We start from the raw sequence: 22,767 nt of genomic DNA, 5'->3' as shown, positions 1-22,767 counted from the left end.
GGGACGTTCGTTCGGTGGCGGCGGTGGGCCGGTGGGGTCGCTGTGGTGGTCGCGGCGCTGGTGGGGTTGTCGTCGTCGGTGCCGCCGGGTGCGGTGCCGGCGGACGGTGAGTTCCCGGTGGGGTGGTTGTCGTCGTGGTTCACCGGTCGGTCGGGGTGGTTGCCGTGGGGTGGGCCGGCGGTGGAGTTGCCGGCGGCGCGGGTCGGTGACGGTGCCGGTTCGGGTGGGTACGTGGGGTCGGCGGCGACGCGGGCGTCGGGTGGGGCGGGTTCGGCGCAGCGGTTGGTGAACGGTCTGTCGGGGTACGCCGGGGAGCCGGTGGTGGGCGAGTCGGTGACGCCGGTGACGGTGGGCCGGTTCGATCCGGAGACGAGTGTGCGGGACGCGGTGGCATCGGGGGCGAATGCCGACGTGTACGCCAATGCGGATGGTTCGACGACGGTGGAGTTGAGTACGGGGCGGGTCAACTACGAGGCGGCGGATGGTTCGTGGCGGCCGGTGGACTCGACTCTGGTGCGTCGGGGTGACCGGTGGGTGGTGCGGGAGAACTCGCTGGGGGTGTCGCTGGCGGGCGCTGCTGCCGGTGAGTCGTTGGTGGAGTTGTCGCTGCCCGATGATGGGTCGGTGGGCTGGGGTCTGGCTGGTGCGGCGGCGGTGGTGCCGGCGGTCGACGGCAGGACGGCCACGTACCCGGAGGTGTTCGCGGACACCGACCTGGAGGTGGTGGCGCGGCCGGACGGGGTGCAGCAGGGGCTGGTGCTGGCGTCGCGCGAGGCCGGGTCGGAGTGGGTGTTTCCGCTGACGCTGGACGGGGTGTCGGTCCGGGCCGGTGAGGGTGGGTCGGTCGAAGTGGTCGACGGCGCCGGTTCGGTGGTGGGGTCGATCCCGCCAGCGGTCATGCAGGATTCGTCGGTCGACCCGGAAACGGGGTTGCCGGCGCGGTCGGCGGCGGTCGCGATGGAGCTGATCGAGGTCGACGGTGCCCCGGCGCTGAAGCTGGTGGCCGACCGGGAGTGGTTGACGGATCCGGCGCGGGTGTTCCCGGCGCGGGCGGACGTGGGCGCGCTGATCTCGACGAGTGGGGACGTGTTCGTCGACACCGATCCGGACACCGGCCCCGCCGTGCAGAACGGCGACCGTCTCGCGATCGGCAACCGGGACGGCGTCCTGTCCCGGACGTTTCTCAAGTTCACCATACCGTCGGAGCTTGCGAAGTCGGGCTGGTTCATCTCCTCGGCGAACCTGAGGCTGTATCTGAACTACCGGGCGAGGTGTGACGTCCAACGGATCAAGGTCGGGCTGGTCGAGGAGGAGTGGACGGTCGGTGATCTGCGGACCGCCGCCCATCCGGGCCCGAAGATCGATCTGGGACCGAACCACTACAGGTACTACACCGACAACGGGCGGGCGTGTGAGAACCCGAACGCGAATCCGTCCGTCGGCCAGTGGGTCGAGGTCGATGTCCGGGACCTCATCTCGGGCTGGGCGCTCGGTCAGCCGAATCTTGGTCTGGCGCTGTTGGACGAGGAGGACTTGTCTGAGGCGGCGGCGGCCTTGTTCGCCTCGGCGAACTATGCCGGCGGTGACTACGCGCCGCGGTTGCAGCTGACCTTGTCGAACAACCTGCCGCCGCAGGTGGACCAGCGGGCACCGGCCCACGGTGCGGTGGTGTCGACGTTGACGCCCCGGTTGTACGTGCGGGGTCGCGATTTCGACGAGTCCGGCACCGTGCGCTACAAGGTCTGGATCTACGACAACGCCGGGACCCTCATCCACGTCAACGAGGGCACCAAGTCGTACTACGACGTCCCGGTCGGGTTGTTGGAGACGAACAAGCAGTACTCGTGGGCGGTGCAGCCGTTCGACGGGGCTGTCTACGGCGCACGGTATCCGAAGTACGTGTTCTACACGCGGATGCCGCAGCCGGCGTTGGGGTCCCGGCTGGTGCAGAACCCGGGGGTGGGCTATCACCCGGAGATCGGCAACTACACGTCGGCGGTGACGGATGCGCAGGTCGCGGGGGTGGGGCCGGCGTTGGAGATCACCCGGTCGTACAACACGTTGGATACCCGTCGGTCGGGGGCGTTCGGGCAGGGCTGGTCGAGTCTGTTGGACGCGCGGGTGACCGAGCGGACGAACTCGGCGGGTGCGGTGCTGGGTGTGGTGGTGCGGTATCCGGACGGGTCGGAGGCGGTGTTCGGGCCGGGGTCGGACGGGTCGTTCGTGGCGCCGCCGGGGCGGTACGAGGTGTTGACCGCAGTGAAGTCCGGCGCCACGGTGACCGGGTACCGGTTGACCGTCAAGCACGGGACGACGTACGTGTTCTTGCGCGCGGCCGGGGGTGGCGCGTTCAAGGTCACGTCGGTGACGGACGCCAACGACCAGACCTTGACGTTGACGTACAACGGCAGTGGGCTGGTGTCGAAGTTGACCAGCGCGTCGGGGCGGTCGTTGACGCTGACCTGGGCGGGCACCACCAGCCCGTCGGTCGGGTCGCATGTGACGAAGGTGACGACGGACGCGCCGACCGCCGGTGGCGGTGGGTACGTGTGGCAGTACACGTACGGCAGCTATGACCGCCTGACGAAGGTGTGTCCGCCGACGGCGTCGTGTACCACGTACACCTGGGATAACAGCGCCAACCAGGGGGCGAACGCGGTGCTGAATCATGCGCCGTCGTCGTTCTGGCGGTTGAACGAACCTTCCGGATCGACCCTGGCGGCCAGCAGCGTGCTGGACAACGGCGGCACCGACGTGGCGTTCTACGAGGGTACGACGCCGGGCCCGACACCGGGGGTGTGGCCGGGATCGACGTCGACGTCGACCGCCTTCAACGGCACGTCGTCGCGGGTGCGGCTGCCCAGCGGGCTGGTCAACGACAGCGCGTACCAGTCGGTCAGTCTGTGGTTCCGGACGGGGACGGCGTCCCGGGCGGGGGTGTTGTTCTCGTACCAGCATGATCCGATTTCGGACGGGACGACGTCGAGGAACTACACGCCGTCGATCTATGTCGGGTCGAGTGGGAAGTTGCACGCGAAGTTCTATGACGGCAACTCGACGACGATGCAGTCGTCCGGTCGGGTGGACGACGGGCAGTGGCATCACGTGGTGCTGGCCGGGGCCGGCTCGAGTCAGGCGCTGTATGTGGACGGGATCCGGCACGCGGGCCGCACCGGCCTGATCGAGATGTTCGACGTGGGTGGGTCGGCGCATGAGTACGTGGGTGCGGGGTTCGTCGGGGGAAACTGGCCGGACCAGCCGCATCATGGTTCGCCGAATTACCACGGGCATGCGAACTTCTTCGACGGGCATATCGCCGATGTGGCGTTCTTCGACCGGACGCTGACCTCGGCCGAGGTCACTGAGATCAACGCGACGGCGCGGGGTCAGAGCCGGCAGTTGTCGAAGGTGACCAGCCAGGAAGGTCGGGTACTGGCGTCGCTGTCGATGGATTCGGTGACCGGGAAGCTGGCATCGGTGACCGACAGCAACGGTGGGACCTGGGCGTTGGGGACGCCGCGGGTGGCGGGGACGAGCGGGGTGTACGCGGCGGCGGTGCTGGGGTCGGCGCCGACGGACTACTGGCGGTTGCGGGACGCGGCCGGTGTTCAAGCGGTCAACGAGACCTGGCAGACCACAGCGACGTTCAGTTCGGTGACGTTGGGAGCGGCGGGTCCGTTCGCGGACGGCACGGCGGTGTCGTTCGACGGGTCATCGTCGCTGGTGTCGGTGCCGGGGGAGCGGTTGGCGCCGGCCGGGACGCGGTCCCAGGAGCTGTGGTTCAGGACCACTGGTACCGGCGATGTGCTGGCGGGGGCGCAGGACGCGGCGGTGGACGGGACGCTGTCGGTGGGGTCGCCGGTGTTGTGGATCGACTCCGACGGCCGGTTGCGGGGGTTGTCGGCGTCGGTGGATCCGACCGCGCCGTTGACGTCGGGGCTCGCCGGTAAGTGCGCCGAGTTGGCGGCCAACGGCACGAAGGTGCAACTGAGCACCTGCGACGGTGCGACGGCGCAGAGCTGGCGCTACGTCGGCAGCAGCCGGCAGCTGCGTCGAGGTGACAAGTGTCTGGGCCTGGCAGGTCAGGCGACCAGCAACGGCACCCTGGTCCAGGCGCAGACCTGTTCGAGCAGCGCGAACCAGAAGTGGGGAGCGTCCGGGAACGGTTGGCGCAACTCGGGGGCGGGCCGGTGCCTGGAGGTGCCGGGCTCGTCGACCACGGACGGCACCCAGCTGGCGATCCGCAACTGCAACGACCAGGCCAATCAGTGGTGGGCGTTGGCGTTGGTGTCGGCGGCGCCGGTCAACGACGGCAAGTGGCACCACGCGGTGCTGACCAAGACCGCCGCCGACGATGACACCGTCCAGGCGTTGTACCTCGACGGTGTGCGGGTGCAGGCCAGCACCGGCTCCCTGGCCGGCGGGGTCGAAAGGCTCAGTCACGGGTATCTGGGTGCGGGGTACACGGGCAACGGGTGGTCGGGGCTGCCCTCGGACTCGACGGCGTACTACGCGGGTGCATTGGCGGAGGTCGCGCTCTACGACCGGACGTTGAGCGCGGACGAGGTGGCGCTGCATTACCAGTCGGTGGGTCGGGCAGTGCCGTTGGTGGTGACCGCGGCGGGTGACGGGGCTGTCGAAGCCCGGTTGTCGGATACGGCGGCGGGAGCGTTGCCGATCGAGGCGTTGCCGCCGGGTGCGGTGCGGGTCGACGAGGCGGCGCAGGACGCGCAGACGACAACGGTGTCGAATCCGGTGAAGATCGTGTCGGTGACCGATCCGGGTGGCAACGAGGTGTCGTACTCGTACGACCTGGTGACCGGGCGGAAGGTGTCGCAGACCGACGCGTTGGGTCAGACGACGTTGTACGGCTATGACACGGGTGGGTTCACGAGCCTGGTGTACGACCCGAACGGGCACGTGACCCGGTCGGTGCAGGACGAGCGAGGCAACACCATTCAGGAGGTGACCTGCCAGGACCAGGCCGCCGACAAGTGCTCCAGCAGCTACTACACCTACACCTTTTACAGCAGCGACCCGACGCACCCGAAGAGCGACCGCCTGACCAAGGTGCGGGGGCCGGGCTCGCAGAGTGCGCAGGACGACACCTACCTGACGACGTACGCCTACGACAACACCGGCAACCTGCACACCGTGCGGGACCCACTCGGCCGGAAGACGGAGATCGAATACACCGACGGTACGGAGGTGCCCGCGGTCGACGGTGGGCCCGCCCCGGCCGGTCTGCCGTGGCATGTGCTGGATCCGTCGAAGGGTTGGCAGACGATCAGGTACACCTCGGCTGGTGATGTGGCGTGGGTGTCGGACGCGGCGACTGCGGAGACGACGTTCACGTACGACGGGTTGGGTCGGACGTTGACGGAGACGGTGGTGACGTCGTCGTACCCGCAGGGGCGGACGACGTCGTACACGTACGACTCGGTGGGTCGGGTGGTGACGCGGACGGGTCCGGCGGTGACGGACCGGGTGTCCGGGGCGGTGCATCGGGCGGTGACGCGTTACTCGTACAGCGTGGATGGGTTCCTGGTGGAGGAGCGGGTCAGTGACGCGTCCGGTGGGGATGTGGCCCGGGTCAGCACCTGGTCGTACGACGGGGGTGGGCGTCGGTCGGAGGCGGTGGACGCCGAGGGGACGGTGACCAGCTACGGCTACGACGTGTACGGGCACCTGGTGGAGCAGACCGATCCGGACGGGGTGGTGAACGCCTACGAGGTGGACGTCAACGGCAATGTGTTGTCGCGGACGCTGAAGGGGTACACCGGGGATCCGAACGACCCGACACCGCCGGTGGATCTCGTGGTGGAGTCGAATGTGTACGACCCGGCGAATCGGTTGGCGTCGACCACCGACGCGATGGGCTATGTGACGCGGTACACGTACACCGATGACGGGCGGACCGCGACGGTGACCCGCACCGACGGGGACAGTTCGTTCCTGCTGGAGAGCAACGGCTACGACGAGGCGGGGAACCTGGTCGAGCGGGTGACCGACAACGGGCGGACCGTCACGGCGTACGCCTACGACGCGGCGGGCCGGCAGGTGCGCAGCGTGCTGGATCCGGGCGGCCTGGATCGGGTGACCGAGGTGACGCTGTCCCGGACCGACCAGGTGTTGTCGCGGGTGGATCGGGACGCTGCGGGGGAGGCGTTGTCGGTCGTCGACTACGCCTACGACGTGTTGGGTCGGCCGGTGTCGCAGACCCGGTACCTGTCGGCGGACCGGTCGGTGACGCCGGTGGCGCGGTGGCGGTTGGACGAGGCGGGTGGGACGACGGCGGTCGACTCGGCGGGGAACAGTCCGGGTACGGCCACGGACGTGGTCTGGGCGTCGGATGCCGAGCGGGGTCGGGTCGCGTCGTTCAACGGCTCGTCGTCGCGGATCGTCACCGATGCGCCGGTGGTGGACACCACCCGGCCGTACACGGTCGCTGCCTGGGTGCGATTGGACGATCTGCGAGCGCCTGTTTCGGTGCTTGCCATGCCGGGCCTCGCCCGGACGAACGTGGCCGAGCGGGGCGCACCCGCGTTCGCACTCAACTACGACCACACCGTCGACGCGTGGCGGGCGCTGACGACCGAGCAGCTCGTGTTCAAAGGCGGTGCCTACATACGACACAGCCGCACCTTCGGGCAGGGCTCGATGCAGGCGGGCGAGTGGCAGCACCTGGCGGTGGGCGTGGACCCGCAGGCCGGCCGGTGGATCGTGTTCCTCGACGGCGAGAAGGTCGACGACTTCACCGGCAGCAGCTTCCACAGCGTGGCGGCCGGCGGGGTGCGGATCGGCGACGGCCACGAGGGGGCGATCTCTGATCTGCAGGTGTATCAGGGGGTGCCGAACGACGACGACTGGGCCGCCGGGGTGATGGCGGGTGCGGTGCCGGCGGCGGACGCGGGGGTGTCGCGGACCAGTTATGTGGTCGACAACGCTGGTCTGGCGACGTCGGTGATCGATCCGTTGGGTCACGCCACGTTCGTCGAGTACGACGAGGCCGACCGGGCGGTGGTGACGACGGGTCCGCAGGTGCAGGCGGAAACCGGTGAGTTGGATGGTCCGGTGGTGACGGCCCGGCCGGTGGCCCGGGTCGGTTACAACACGTTTGGTGAGGTGGTTGCGGAGTCGGATCCGAACGGGGCGGTGACGACGTACGGGGTGGACGGGGTGGGCCGGCCGGTGGAGGTGCGGTTGCCGGCGTACACGCCGCCGGGTGGGTCGTCGTCGGTGACGCCGGTGGCGTCGGCGATGTACGACAGCCTCGGTCAGGTGGTGTCGCAGACCGATCCGTTGGGCCGGGTCACGGAGTTCGTCTACGACCAGCTGGGCCGGGTGGTGACCCAGGTGGCACCGGACGGCGGCACGACGACGGCGCGCTACGACCTGGCGGGCAACCTGTTGGCGGCCACGGATCCGACGGGTGCGGTGACCGGCAGCAGCTACGACTTCCTGGGTCGGGTCACGAGTGTGAGTGAGGCGGTGCGGCAGACCGGTCAGGTGCACACCACCACGGTGGGCTACGACGTCGCCGGGCGGTTGTCGTCGGTGCGGTCGCCGGCGGGGGTGACGACCGGGTACGGCTACAACGCGGCCGGTGAGCTGACAGTTGTGGTCGACGGCGCGGGGCAGACCCGCGGTGTCGTCCACGACGGCCTGGGTCGGCCGGTGAGGGAGATGAATCCGGACGGTACGTACACGACGACGGGTTATGACATGTTGTCGCGGCCGGTGTCGGCGGCGGCGTACGCGGCCGGTGGTGGGGCGGCGTTGGCGACGGCGGCCTCGACCTATGACGTGGCGGGCAACGTGGTGTCGGCGACGGACGCGCGGGGCACCGTGACGCGGTTCGGCTACGACGCGGCGGGCCTGCTGCGGACCCAGCGGGAGCCGGTGGATGCGACGACGACGATCGAGTCGTCGTTCGGCTATGACCTGGCGGGGAATCCGACCCGGTTCACCGATGGGCGGGGGCAGGCGTTCCGGACGACGTACAACGTGTGGGGGTTGCCGCAGTCGCGGATCGAGCCGGCGACGGCGGCGTACCCGGACGCGGCGGACCGGACGTTCACCACGGTGTACGACGTGGCGGGGCAGCCGGTGTCGCAGCGGGTGCCGGGCGGGGTGGCGCGGACCCTGGTCTACGACGAGATGGGCCGGTTGGTGCGTCAGTCCGGGTCGGGCGCGGAGGCGGCCACCACGGATCGGACGTACGGGTACGACGCGGCGGGTCGGTTGGTGGAGTTCTCCGCGCCGGGGGACACCAATCAGGTCGTGTACGACGACCGGGGCCTGCCGTTGTCGGTGACCGGCCCGTCGGGGGACGCGGCGTTCGCCTATACGGCGGACGGGTTGATGGAGTCGCGCGACGACGCGGCGGGGTTGACGGAGTACGGGTATGACGGGGCGGGCCGGCTCGTGTCGGTGAACAACACGGACATGGGCACCGCGATCGGCTACACGTACGACGTGATGTCGGCGGTGTCGTCGATGACGTTCGGGACGTCGGGGAACCGGCGGGTGTTCGGTTACGACGATCTGCACCGGTTGACCAGCGACCGGCTGGTGTCCTCGGGTGGGTCGAAGATCGCGTCGATCACCTACGGCTGGGACGCCAACGGCAACGAGACCAGTAGGACCGTCACCCGTGGCTCGTCCACGACGGTCAACACCTACACCTACGACCTGGCGGACCGGTTGACGTCGTGGGACGACGGGAAGACGACCGTCGGCTACCGCTACGACAAGGCGGGCAACCGGACCGGGATCGGCGACGTCGACTACGTGTACGACGCCCGTAACCGCCTCGTGTCGGACAGCACCGGGGTCGGCTACCAGTACACGGCGCGCGGCACCCGCAGCGCGGCTGGTGCGGCGACGACGGTGTCGGACGCGTTCGACCAGGTGGCCGAGCACACCCCGGCGGGTGGTAACGCGCGGGTGTTCGACTACGACGGGTTGGGTCGGGCGTTTCGGGACGGGTGGGAGTACACCGGTCTCGGTAACCACCTCGCCCGGGACAGTTCCAACGCGTTCTTCACCCGGGACCCGGGTGGTGGTGTGGTCGGGGCGCGGCACAACAACACCCGCCGGTTGGTGTGGACGGATCTGCACGGTGACGTGGTCGCCCAGCTGAACCCGGCCGGGGCGTCGGTGACCGGTAGCCGTACGTATTCGCCGTTGGGTGAGGTGACCGCGGACAGCGGCATGTTCGGTGACCTCGGCTACCAGTCCGAGTGGACCGACATTCGCAGCGGGCAGGTCAACATGCACTCCCGCTGGTACGACCCGGTCACGGCGCAGTTCGGTGCCCGGGACAGTCTCACCGTCGGTCCGGTGCCGGACTCGATCCGGGCCAACCGCTACCAGTACGGCGACGGCAGCCCGTTGACCGTGGTCGACCCCACCGGCCACTTCGGGGAACCGTTCGCGAGGTCGTGGGACGACTTCACCGACTGGGCCGGCGACAGGTGGGACGACGCCGTCGACTGGGCCGGCGACGCGTGGGACGACTTCACCGACTTTCTCGACTGGGTCGGCGACGGCCTGGAGGCGGCCACCACGTGGACGCAGGAACAGCTCGTCGAGGCGGCCAACGCCATTAGGCAGACGGTGGAGCAGAGCTATCAGGATCTGATCAAGGCCGGTGAGGCGCTGAAAGCCGCCGCCGAACAGGTGGGCCAGTGGGCCCGTACGGCCCGGGACTGGATCGTCGAACACAAGGCCGAGATCGTCGGCGCGATCGTCGGCATGGTCGTCGAGGCCGGCTGTCTGGTCGCGATCGGCTGGACCGGGGTCGGCATGGTCGCCTGCGGCATGGTCGGCGGCATCACCGGGGCCCTGGTCACCGGTGGGATGCAGGGCAAGACCGGCATGGATTTGCTGCAGGACGCGGTGATCGGCGGCCTGGCCGGTGGTCTCGGCGCCGCCCTGCCGATGATGGGCCCGGTCGCCGGCAAGGCGCTGAGCAAGGCCGCCTCCACCGGCGTGAAGAAGGTCGCCGGCACGAGCGTCGGCAAGGCCGGCGCCCGGGTCGGCGCGAAGGCTGCCGCCGGGGCCCGGTCGTTCAGCCGGGCGGTCAGCCGCAAGGCCGACGACGCGTCCCGGGCGGTGTCCCGGGGCACCAGCCGGTCCACCCGGGAAGCCGCCGAACGCGCCGACGACGCCGCCCGCGCCGGCGGGAACCGGGCCGACGGGGCCGCCAGCTGCGTGCGGCACAGCTTCGCCCCCGACACCCGGGTACGGATGGCCGACGGCACCAGTAAGTCGATCGGCGAGGTCGAGCTCGGCGACGAGGTGTTGGCGACCGATCCGGCCACGGGGCAGAGCTCGGTCCGGTCGGTACGGGTGCTGCACCGCCACGCCGACCGGGAGTTGACCGATGTCACGGTCACCGACACCACGACCGGCGAGAGTACGGTCGTCGAGACGACCGCGCACCACCCGTTCTGGAACGCCGACACCAACCGGTGGACCGACGCCGAGGACCTGCGCCCCGGTGACCGGCTGCGCAGCCCGGACGGCGAAACCACCCAGCGGGTCACCGCGGTCCGGGTCTGGACCGGCCTGAAATGGATGAACGACCTCACCGTCGCCGGCGTCCACACCTACTACGTGGTGGCGGCCGACCGGCCGGTGCTGGTGCACAACTGTGACGGCTACACGGACCTGTACCACGGGACGAGCCGGCAGTCGGCGGACAACATCCGGAACAACGGCGTGAACCCGGGCTTCTCCACCCGGTCGAGGATGGACTTCGGCAAGGGGTTCTACACCACCCGTTCGCAGCAGCAGGCACAGAAATGGGCCAGCAAGCGATTCGGCGGGGACGGAGTGGTCCTCCACTTCAGGGTGCCGACCGCGAAACTCAACGCCATGTTCACGAAGACGTTCAACCGGCGCGGTGGCCGGGACCTGACCAACACCGTGCGCCGCTACCGCACCGGTGCCGGCGGAAACCTGGCGAACAACTACGATGTGGTTGAAGGTCCGATGCTCATGAATGTCGATGGCTTCCTGAGGTTGGGGGCGCCGCCCCGCTGGTCCGGCAACCAGGTGGTCTTCTACGGCAGGGACGCCGGCCAGGTGCTCACCGACGCCCTGCAGCCGTAGGAGAAGGACGATGGATGTCTATCAAATGGACCTGTCGGCCGAGGTCCGGGAGTTGCTGGACGCGACGGCGGCCGAGATGGTCGAGCTGTTCGACATCTCCCGTGCCGAAGCCGTCGCCCGGATCAACGAGCAGTGGCACGGGCAGGACTTCTCCGGTGACGACGAGATCGTCCTGCACGAGGACCGGCGCTACTGGGCGATGATCATCTACTTCGGCGAGGTACCGGACTGGAGCGACGACGCGGACCGGTCCAGCTGGGTCGCCCGGCCGGTGCCGGCCCGCGACTCCGGGCACTGGACCGTCCCGGGGTGATCACGCCGGGCCGGCCGGCTGCTGGCGCGCGCTCAGCGCTTCCCTGGTATTCCCCAACGGCTTCCTCAGATTTCCCTCATTACTCGGCGGCTCCGAGCCGGCACGATCTGTTCCTGGTCCTAACTGGGCGAACGGCGTACCGCAGCGAGAAAGGCCGCCACCGATGGGAACGAGCCAAGAGCCACACCGCCGTCGTCGAACAGGGACCACCCGGACGTTCGCCAGGTGGCGGCGGTGCGCCGGTGGGGTCGCGGTGGTGGCCGCGGCGCTGGTGGGGTTGTCGTCGTCGGTGCCGCCGGGGGCGGTGCCCGCCGACGGCGAGTTCCCGGTGGGGTGGCTGACGTCGTGGATCACCGATCGGCCGGGCTGGTTGCCATGGGGCGGCCCGGCGACGGCTGAGCTCCCGGTGTCGCCGGTCGGCGACGGTGCCGGCCCCGGCGGGTACACCTCGGCGGCGGCGACCCGGGCCGCCGGTGGGGCGGGTGCGCCGCAGCGGCTGGTCGACGGGCTGCCCGGGTACGCCGGCCAGCCGGCGGTGGACGGGTCGGTGACGCCGGTGACGGCGGCCCGCCACGATCCGGCGACGAGCCGCCGCGACGATCGGTCGTCGCGGTCGACCATGACGGTGTACGACAACGCCGACGGTTCGACGACGGCGCAGCTGAGCACCGGTCAGGTCAACTACCGGGCGGCGGACGGGTCGTGGCGGCCGATCGATCCGACCCTGGTGCGTCGGGGCGACCGGTGGGGGGTCACCGACAACCCGATGGGGGTGTCGCTGGGGGCGACATCCGGCGCTGGGGCGGCATCCGGCGGGGCAGCGGCATCCGACACGGCGGCGGGGGAGCCGCTGGTCGAGTTGCCGCTGCCCGGCGGCGGCGGGTTCGGGTGGAGCCTGGCCGGTGCGGCGGCGGTGGCCCCGGAGGTCGACGGCGCGACGGCGACGTACCGGCAGGTGCTGCCCGGCACGGACCTGGAGCTGGTGGCCCGGCCGGACGGGGTGAAGGAGACGCTGATCCTGGCGTCGCCGCAGGCGGCGTCGGAGTGGGTGTTCCCGCTGACGCTGCGGGGCGTGACGGCCCGCATCTCCTCGGCCGGGTCGGTCGAGCTGGTCGACGACGCGGGCACCGTCGTGGCGTCGATCCCGCCGGCGTACATGGAAGACTCGTCGGTAGACGCGAAGACCGGGCTGCCGGCGCGGTCGGCGGCCGTCACGATGGAGCTGACCGAGGTCGACGGCGGGCCGGCACTGAAGCTGATCGCCGACCGGTCCTGGCTGACCGACCCGGCGCGGGTCTTCCCGGTACGGGTGGATCCGACGGTGACGACCGGCCCCGACGGGGACGTGTTCGTCGACTCCGATCCGGCCACCGGCGCGACCGTGCAGAACGGCAACCACCTGCAGGTGGGCTACAACGGGGGAGTCGGTTCCCGGACGTTCCTCAACTTCGACATCTCGTCCGCGGTGACCGACGCCAAGCCGATCATCGCCTCGGCGTACCTGCGGTTGTTCCTGAACCACCGGGTCCGCTGCGACGTCAAGGACCTGCAGGTCGGCCTGGTCGATCAGGAGTGGACGGTCGGTGAGCTGGCGACCGCCGGCCTGCCCGGGCCGGACCTCGAACCGGGCTCGGTGCGGTACCGCTACTACACCGACAACGGGCAGGCGTGCGCCAACCCGTCGGCGGGCCCGACGTCCGGTCAGTGGGTGCAGGTCGACGTCCGGGAGCTGATCTCCGGGTGGGCGCTCGGGCAGCGCAACCTCGGTCTGGCGCTGATCGACGACGAGCAGGTCCTGGCCTCCGGCGCGCGGTTCACCTCGGCGAACTACGGCAACGGGGCGTACGCGCCCCGGCTGGAGCTGACCATGACGGCCAACCTGCCGCCGCAGGTGAGCCGGCGCTCCCCGGTGCACGGCGCGGTCGTGTCGACGCTGACCCCCCGGTTGTACGTGCGTGGCCACGACCCGGACAACTCCGGGCCGGTGAGCTACAAGCTCTGGCTGCACGACGACGCCGGCACGGTCCTGCGCGTCCTCGAGGGCACCGGCTCCTACTACGACGTCCCTGCCGGGCTGCTGCGGTCGAACAAGCAGTACTCGTGGGTGGTGCAGCCGTTCGACGGTGCCGTCTACGGCGCCCGGTATCCGAGGTACACGTTCTACACCCGGGTGCCGCAGCCGGCGTTGGGGTCCCGGCTGGCGCAGAACCCGGGGGTGGGCTACCACCCGGAGATCGGCAACTACACGACCACGGCGACCGACGCACAGGTGGCCGGGGTGGGCCCGGAGCTGGCGATCACCCGGTCGTACAACACGCTGGACACCCGGCGGTCGGGGGCGTTCGGGCAGGGCTGGTCGAGCCTGCTCGACGCCCAGGTGACCGGGCGGACCAGCACGTCCGGTGCGCTGCAGAGCGTCGTGGTGACGTACCCGGACGGTTCGGAGGCCGCGTTCGGCCCCACCTCGGACGGAACGTTCGTGCCGCCGCCAGGGCGGTACGAGGTGCTGACCGAGACGAGGTCCGGTACGACGGTCACCGGGTACCGGCTGACCGTCAAACACGGCCAGACGTACGTGTTCGGCCGGTCCGCCGGCGGCGGGGTCTTCCGGCTCACGGCGGTGACCGACGCCAACGGCCGGACCCTGACGGCGACGTACAACGGCAGCGGACTGATCTCGAAGCTGACCAACGCCTCCGGTCGGTCGCTGACGCTGACCTGGGCGGGCACCGCCAGCCCGTCGGTCGGGTCGCACGTCACCAAGGTGACGACGGACGCGCCGACCGCCGGCGGTAGCGGCTACGTGTGGCAGTACACCTACGGCAGCCACGACCGCCTGACGAAGGCGTGTACGCCGACGTCGGCGTGTACCACGTACGGCTGGGGCAACGACGCCAACCAGGGGGCGAACGCGGTGCGCAACCACGCACCGTCGTCGTACTGGCGGCTGAACGAACCCGGCGGATCCACCTGGGCCGCCAGTGACGTGCTCGAACGCGGCGGCACCGACGTGGCGTTCTACGAGAACACGACGCCGGGCGCGACACCGACGGTGTGGCCGGGCTCGACGTCGACGTCGACCGCGTTCGACGGCACGTCGTCGCGGGTGCGGTTGCCCAGCGGGCTGGTCAACGACAGTGCGTACCAGTCGGTCAGCATGTGGTTCCGCACCGGCGCGACGTCGCGGGCCGGAGTGCTGTTCTCCTACCAGCACGATCCGATCTCGGACGGTACGACGTCGCGCAACTACACGCCGTCGATCTACGTCGGGACGAGTGGGAAGCTGCACGCGAAGTTCTACGACGGCTTCGCCGGCACCACGATGCAGTCGTCCGGTCGGGTCGACGACGGCCAGTGGCATCACGTGGTGCTGGCCGGGGCGGGCGCCAGCCAGGCCCTGTACCTGGACGGCATCCGGCAGGCGTCCCGCGACGGCCTGATCGAGATGTTCGACATCGGCGGGTCGGCGTACGAGTACGTGGGTGCCGGGTTCGTCGGTGGGAACTGGCCCGACCAGCCGCATCAGGGCTCCGCCAACAACACCGGGCACGCGAACTTCTTCACCGGCCAGATCGCCGACGTGGCGTTCTTCGACCGGACGTTGACCGACGCCGACGTCACCGAGATCAACGGTACGGCGCGCGCGCAGAGCTGGCAGCTGTCCACGGTGACCAGCGCCGAAGGGCGGACCCTGGCGTCGCTGTCGACGGACCCGGTCACCGGCAAGCTGTCGGAGCTGACCGACGGCAACGGCGGGACCTGGACGATGGGCACGCCCCGGGTGGCCGGCACCAGCGCCCTGTACGCGGCGGCCGTGCTGGGCTCGGCACCCACCGACTACTGGCGGCTGCGCGACGCCGCCGGGGTCGACGCCGTCAACGAGACGTGGCAGGAGACCGCGACGTTCAGCGCGGTGACACTTGGCGCGGCGGGTCCGTTCGCCGACGGCACCGCGGTGTCGTTCGACGGGGCGTCGTCGCTGGCGGCGGTCCCGGGCGGCCGGGTCGCGCCGACCGGCGCGAAGTCGCAGGAGCTGTGGTTCAAGACCACCGCGACCGCCGGGGTGCTGCTGGGCACGCAGGACGCGGCGGTGGGCGGTACGCCGTCGGCGGGCTCGCCGGTGTTGTGGATCGACGCCGACGGTCGGCTGCGCGGCCTGGCCCCGTCGACCGAGCCGACCGGGCCGCTGACGTCAGGGCTCGCCGGCAAATGCGCGGAGCTGGCCACCAACGGCACCAAGGTGCAGGTCGGCACCTGCGCCGCCACGCCCGCCCAGAGCTGGCGGTACGTCGGCGGCAGTGGACAGCTGCGGCGCGGCGACAAGTGCCTCGGCCTGACCGGTCAGGCCACCGGCAACGGCACCCTGGTCCAGGCGCAGACCTGCTCGACCAGCGCCAACCAGAAGTGGACGCCGCACCAGGGCGGCTGGCGCAACACCGGGGCGGGCCGCTGCCTGGAGGTGCCGGGTTCGTCCACCACGGACGGCACCGCGCTGGCCATCCGCAGCTGCGCCACCAGCCAGGCCAACCAGCGGTGGGCGCTGGCGCTGACCTCGCCGGCACCGGTCAACGACGGTGCGTGGCACCACGCCGTACTGACCACGACGAACGCCGCCGACGCCACGACGCAGGTGCTGTACCTCGACGGGGTGCCGGTGCAGTCGAGCACCGGCGCGTTGCCGGCCGCCGGCCCGCAGGGGCAGGGCTACCTGGGCGCGGGGTACACCGGCAACGGCTGGTCGGGGCTGGCCGCCGGGGCGACGGCGTACTACGCGGGGTCGCTGGCGGAGGTGGCGTTCTACGACCGGGCGTTGGGCGCCGACGAGGTGACGTTGCACCACGGGTCGGTCGGGCAGACGGTGCCGCTGGTGGTCACCGCCGCGACCGGCGGCGGTACGGACGCACCCACGCTGTCGGAGACGGCGGCCGGCCAGCTGCCGGCGGACACCCTGCCGCCCGGTGCGACGCAGACCGACGCGGCGGCGCGCGACGCGCTGACCACGACGGTGGCCAACCCGGTGACGATCGTGTCGGTGACCGACCCGGGTGGGCATCAGGTGTCGTACTCCTACGACCTGGTGTCCGGGCGGAAGGTGTCGCAGACCGACGCGCTGGGCCGCACCACGCTGTACGGGTACGACACCGGCGGGTTCACCAGCCTGGAGTACGACCCGAACGGGATCGTGACCCGGTCGGTGCAGGACGAGCGCGGCAACACCATCCAGGAGGTGACCTGCCAGGACCAGGCCGCCGAGAAGTGTTCCAGCAGCTACTCCACCTACACCTTCTACAGCAGCGACCCGACGCACCCCAAGAGCGACCGGCTGACGGCGCTACGCGGGCCGGGCTCGCTCAGCGCGCAGGACGACACCTACCGGACGCAGTACTTCTACGACAACTTCAACGGCAACCTGCGCAGCACGGTGGATCCGCTCGGCCGGCGTACGGAGATCGTCTACACCACCGGCGGGAGCGTTCCGGCCGGGCTGCCCACGCATGTGCTGGACCCGTCGAAGGGCTGGCAGCTGCTCACGTACACCTCGGCCGGTGACCTGGCGACGGTGGTCGACCCGGCGGGCGCGACCACCAGCTACACGTACGACCGGTTGGGCCGGGAACTGACCGAGACGGTGGTGACGCCGTCGTTCCCGCAGGGGCGGACCACCACGTACACGTACGACGCGATGGGGCGGGTGGCGACCCGGACCGATCCGGCGGTGACCGACCGGGTGACCGGCGCGGTGCACACGGCGGTGACGCAGCACTCGTACAGCCCGGACGGGTTCCTGACCGAGCAGCGGGTCAGCGACGCCACCGGTGGGGACGTGGCCCGGGTCAGCGAATGGTCCTACGACGGCCACGGCCGCCGGTCGCAGGCCGTCGACCCGATGGGCGCCACCACCGGCTACCGCTACGACGTCTACGGGCACGTGGTGGAGCAGACCGATCCGGACGGGACGGTCAACGCCTACCAGGTGGACGTCAACGGCGACCTGCTGTCGCGCACGCTGAAGGGCTACACCGGGGACCCGAACGACCCGACTCCTGCCGTGGATCTGGTGGTGGAGTCGAACTCCTACGACCCGGCGGGCCGGCTGGCGTCGACCACCGACGCGATGGGGCACGTCACGGAGTACACGTACACCGACGACGGGCGGCCCGCGACGGTGACCCGCACCGACGGGGACAGTTCGTTCCTGCTGGAGGCCAACAGCTACGACGCGGCCGGGAACCTGGTCGAGCAGCGCACCGACAACGGGCAGACCGTCACGACGTACGCCTACGACGCGGCGGGCCGGCAGACCCGCAGCGTGCTCGACCCCGACGGGCTGCACCGGGTCACCGAGACCACGCTGTCGCCGGGTGACCAGGTGCTGTCCAGCGTCGCCCGGGACGGCTCCGGCGCGACGCTGGCCGTCACCGACCACGCGTACGACATCCTCGGCCGGGAGGTCTCGCAGACCCGGTACCGGGAGACGGACCGGACGACGACGCCGGTGGCCCGCTGGCGGCTGGACGAGACCAGCGGCACGGCGGCCGCCGACTCGGCCGGCAACAGCCCCGGTACGGCCACCGGCGTGAACTGGGAGAACGACGCCCAGCGGGGGCGGGTCGCGGCGTTCACCGGTGCGTCGACGTCGCAGATCACCACGGCCGCGCCGGCGGTGGACACCACCCGGCCGTACACCGTGGCCGCCTGGGTGCGGGTCGACAACGACGGCAAGTCCGGCGCGGTGCTGACCGTGCCCGGTGCCGCGCGGCTGAGTGCGTCCACCGCCCACCGCGACTTCGCCTTCCAGCTCCGGTTCGACCACACCATCGACGGATGGCGGGTGGCCACGAACGAGCAGCAGATCGCCTCGCTCATCCGGTGCGACTGTCCCTTCGGGGAAGGTTCGGTCCAGGAGAACGAGTGGCAGCACCTGGCCGTCGGTGTCGACCCGCAGGCCGACAAGTTCACCGTGTTCCTTGACGGTGACAAGGTCGACGAATTCACCGGCGCCCGCTTCCACAGCGTGGCGATGGGCGGGCTGCGGATCGGCACCGGGCTCGACGGGGCGGTCTCCGACCTGCAGCTGTACCAGGGCGTGTCGGCGGACGCCGGCTGGGCCGACCGGGTGGTCGCCGGCACCGTACCGGCGGCCGACGCCACGGTGTCGCGCACCAGCTACGTGCTCGACGACGGTGGTCTGGCAACGGCGGCGCTGGATCCGCTGGGCAACACCACGAACGTGGCCTACGACGAGGCCGATCGGCCGGCGGTGACGACCGGCCCGCAGGTGCAGGCCGAGACCGGGGAACTCGACGCGGCGGTGGTCACCGCCCGACCGGTGGAGCGGATCGGCTACAACACGTTCGGTGAGGTCACCGCGGAGTCCGACCCGAACGGCAACGTGACCCGGTACGCGTTCGACCGGGCCGGCCGGCCGTACGAGACCCGGCTGCCCGCGTACACCCCGCCGGGCGGGTCGACCCCGGTCGTCCCGGTCTTCACGGCGGCGTACGACAGCCTCGGCCAGGTCGTGTCGCAGACCGACCCGCTGGGCCGGGAGACCGGGTTCACCTACGACCAGCTGGGCCGGGTGGTGACCCAGGTGGCGCCGGACGGTGCCACCACGACCGCCCGCTACGACCTGGCCGGCAACCTGCTCGCCGTGACCGACCCCACCGGGGCGGTGACCGGCAGCAGCTACGACCTGCTGGGGCGGACCACCAGCGTCAGCGAGGCGGTCCGCCAGACCGGGCAGACGCACACCACGACGATGGGCTACGACACCGCCGGTCGGCTGTCGACGGTGACCACGCCGGCCGGGGTGACCACCAGGTACGGCTACACCGCCGCCGGGGAGCTGACCAGCGTCGTCGACGGTGCCGGGCAGACCAGCCGGGTCGACCACGACGCCCTGGGCCGCCCGGTGAAGCAGACGAACCCGGACGGCACGTACACCACCACCACGTACGACCCGCTGTCCCAGCCGAGGGCGACGGCGGCGTACCGGGCGACCGGCGGGGCCGCGCTGACCACGTCGGCCTGGACCTACGACGCCGCCGGCAACACCGTGTCGGCGACGGACGCGCGGGGCAGCACGACCCGGTTGAGCTACGACGCGACCGGGCTGCCGCGCACCCAGTCCGAGCCGGTGGCTGCCGGCACCACCATCGAGTCGTCGTACGGCTACGACCTGGCCGGCAACCCGACCCGGTTCACCGACGGGCGGGGGCAGGCGTTCCGGACGACGTACAACGTGTGGGGGTTGCCGCAGTCGCGGATCGAGCCGGCCACGGCGGCGTACCCGAACGCGGCGGACCGCACCTACACCACGGTGTACGACGTGGCCGGTCAGCCGGTCTCGCAGCGCGCCCCGGGCGGGGTGACCCGGACCCTGGTCTACGACGACGCCGGTCGGCTGGAGCGCCAGTCCGGCTCCGGTGCCGAGGCCGCGACCCAGGACCGGACGTACGGCTACGACCCGGCCGGTCGGCTGGTGGAGTTCTCCGGGTCCGGCGGCACCAACCGGGTCGCCTACGACGACCGGGGGCTGCCCTTGTCGGTGACCGGCCCGTCCGGGGACGCGGCGTTCACCTACACGGCGGACGGGTCGATGGCGTCGCGCGACGACCAGGCCGGGTTGACCCAGTACGGCTACGACAGCGCCGGCCGCTTGGCGTCGCTGAGCAACAGCAGCGCCGGCGTGTCGGTCAGCTACGCCTACGACGAGATGTCGGCGGTGTCGTCGATGTCCTACGGCGGCACCAACAACCGGCGGGTGTTCGCCTACGACGATCTGCACCGGCTGACCAGTGACCGGTTGGTGCGGTCCAACGGGCAGGTCCTCGGGACGATCACCTACGGCTGGGACGCCAACGGCAACGAGACCAGCAAGACCGTCACCCGTGGCTCGTCGACGGTCAGCAACACCTACACCTACGACCTGGCCGACCGGCTGACCTCGTGGAACAACGGCAACACCACGGTCGGCTACCGGTACGACGCGGCCGGCAACCGGACCGGGGTCGGCGACGTCGACTACGTCCACGACGCCCGCAACCGGCTGGTCTCGGACAGCACCGGCACCAGCTACACCTACACGGCCCGGGGCACCCGCAAGCAGACCGTCACCGGCGGTACCACCGCGGTCGGGGTCGCCGACGCGTTCGACCAGATCGTCAGCCAGCAGCCGACCGAGGGCGGTAACGCCCGGGAGTACACCTACGACGCGTTGGGCCGGGCGCTGCGCAGCGACTTCCGGTACACCGGGCTCGGCAACGACCTCGCCATGGACGGCGCCGCGAAGTACCTGCGGGATCCGGACGGCGGTGCCGTCGCGGTCCGGGACGGCGGCACCAGCCGGATGCTCTGGACCGACCTGCACGACGACATCGTCGCCCAGTTCAACACCGCCGGTACGTCGGTGACCGGCAACCGCACCTACTCGCCGCTGGGTGAGGTGACCGCCGCCAGCGGCATGGAGGGCAACCTCGGCTACCAGTCGGAGTGGACCGATCCCCGGTCGGGTCGGGTCAACATGCACGCCCGCTGGTACGACCCGGCCGTCGGTCAGTTCGACAGCCGCGACAGTGTCACCGTCAGCCCGGTGCCGGACTCGATCCGGGCCAACCGCTACCAGTACGGCGACGGCAACTCGCTGACGGTCACCGACCCGACCGGTCACTTCGGCAAGCGGCTGCGCAACGCCTGGAAGAAGATCTCCTCCGGCGTGCAGCAGGCCTGGAACACGGTGAAGGCCGGGGTGCAGCAGGCGTGGGAGCGGGTCTCCGAGTGGGCGCAGGCAGCCCGTGAACAGATCGCCGAGAAGTTCAACGACGTCAAGCAGGCACTGTCACAGGCGTACAAGAAGATGGCCGAGGCGATCAAGGGGGCCGTCGACCAGGTCGGCCAGTGGGCCCGGACGGCCAGGGACTGGATCGTCGAGCACAAGGCCGACATCGTCGGCGCGCTGGTCGGGTTCTTCGTCGAGGCCGCCTGCATGGTCGCGATCGGCTGGACCGGGGTCGGAGCGGTCGCCTGCGGGGTGGCTTCCGGCGTGACCGGTGCCCTGGTCACCGGTGCCATGCAGGGCCAGACCGGCGTCGAGCTGCTGCGCACCGCCGTACTGGGTGGGGTCGTCGGTGGATTGGGCGCGGCGCTGCCGATGATGGGCCCGGCAGCGGGCAAGGCGTTGAGCAAGGCCGGGTCCGCCGGGGCGAAGAAGGTCGCCGGCACCAGCGTCGGCAAGGCTGCGGCGTCGGCCGGCAAGGCCGTCGCGTCGGCCGGCAAGGCGGTGGGACGCAAGGTCGACGACCTGTCGCGGGCGGTATCGCGTGGCACCAGCCGGGCCACCCGGGAGGCGGCCGACTACGCCGACGACGCGGCCCGCGCCGGCGGTAGCCGGGTCGACGACCTAGCCGGTGCGGCGAGCAGTTGTGTCCGGCACAGCTTCGCGCCGGACACCCGGGTACGGATGGCCGACGGCACCAGCAAGTCGATCGGCGAGGTCGAGCTCGGCGACGAGGTGTTGGCGACCGACCCGGCCACGGGGCAGAGCTCGGCCCGGTCGGTACGGGTGCTGCACCGCCACGCCGACCGGGAGTTGACCGATGTCACGGTCACCGACACCACGACCGGCGAGAGTACGGTCGTCGAGACGACCGCGCACCACCCGTTCTGGAACGCCGACACCAACCGGTGGACCGACGCCGCCGACCTGCGCCCCGGTGACCGGCTGCGCAGCCCGGACGGCGAAACCACCCAGCGGGTCACCGCGGTCCGGGTCTGGACCGGCCTGAAATGGATGAACGACCTCACCGTCGCCGGCGTCCACACCTACTACGTGGTGGCGGCCGACCGGCCGGTCCTGGTGCACAACTGCGGCGGCTACACGGACCTCTACCACGGGACGAGCCGGCAGGCGGCGGAGAACATCCGGGCCAACGGCGTGGACACCGGATTCTCGTCACGGTCGAGGATGGACTTCGGCAAGGGTTTCTACACCACCCGTTCGCGGCAGCAGGCGGCCGACTGGGCGGGGAGTCCGCGGTTCGGTGGGGACGGCGTGGTGCTGCACTTCAAGGTGCCGAACGCGAAGCTCGACGCCCTGGCGACGAAGAAGTTCGCCATGGACAGCCCGGATCTGGCCGGCGTCGTGAAGCACTACCGCACCGGTGCCCGGGGCAACCCGCTCGGTAGGTACCAGGTGGTGGAGGGGCCGATGCTGATGAACGTCGACAAGTTCGTCCGGCAGGGACTCCCCGCGCACTGGAAGGGCAACCAGGTCGTCTTCTACGGCAAGGACGCCGGTCGGATACTGACTGCGGCCCTGCAGCCGTAGGAGA

Annotated in this window: 3 protein-coding genes; all 3 read left to right on the top strand. The window is 70.8% G+C overall.

The window, feature by feature from the left end; translation table 11 throughout:
* Positions 1 to 42 precede the first annotated feature (42 nt).
* The 3 genes from O7608_RS30190 to O7608_RS30180 all read left to right on the top strand — a co-directional run bounded on the left by O7608_RS30190 (position 43) and on the right by O7608_RS30180 (position 22,763).
* Complete coding sequence (locus O7608_RS30190; RefSeq protein WP_289207777.1) at positions 43 to 11,121, top strand: LamG-like jellyroll fold domain-containing protein; 11,079 nt, start codon at positions 43 to 45, stop codon at positions 11,119 to 11,121.
* A gap of 10 nt (positions 11,122 to 11,131) precedes the next feature.
* The gene (locus tag O7608_RS30185) at positions 11,132 to 11,434 is read left to right on the top strand and encodes a hypothetical protein (RefSeq protein WP_289207776.1); all 303 of its coding nucleotides are present in this window, start codon (positions 11,132 to 11,134) and stop codon (positions 11,432 to 11,434) included.
* Positions 11,435 to 11,690: 256 nt separating this feature from the next.
* Positions 11,691 to 22,763, top strand: a complete 11,073-nt coding sequence (locus O7608_RS30180) for a LamG-like jellyroll fold domain-containing protein (protein WP_289207775.1) — start codon at positions 11,691 to 11,693, stop codon at positions 22,761 to 22,763.
* Positions 22,764 to 22,767 lie beyond the last annotated feature (4 nt).

It is taken from the genome of Solwaraspora sp. WMMA2056 (genome assembly GCF_030345095.1).
In the GTDB taxonomy this organism is placed as follows: Bacteria; Actinomycetota; Actinomycetes; order Mycobacteriales; family Micromonosporaceae; genus Micromonospora_E.
The sequence above is the reverse complement of the archived record's forward strand: the minus strand, read 5'-3'. Positions and strand labels throughout refer to the sequence as shown.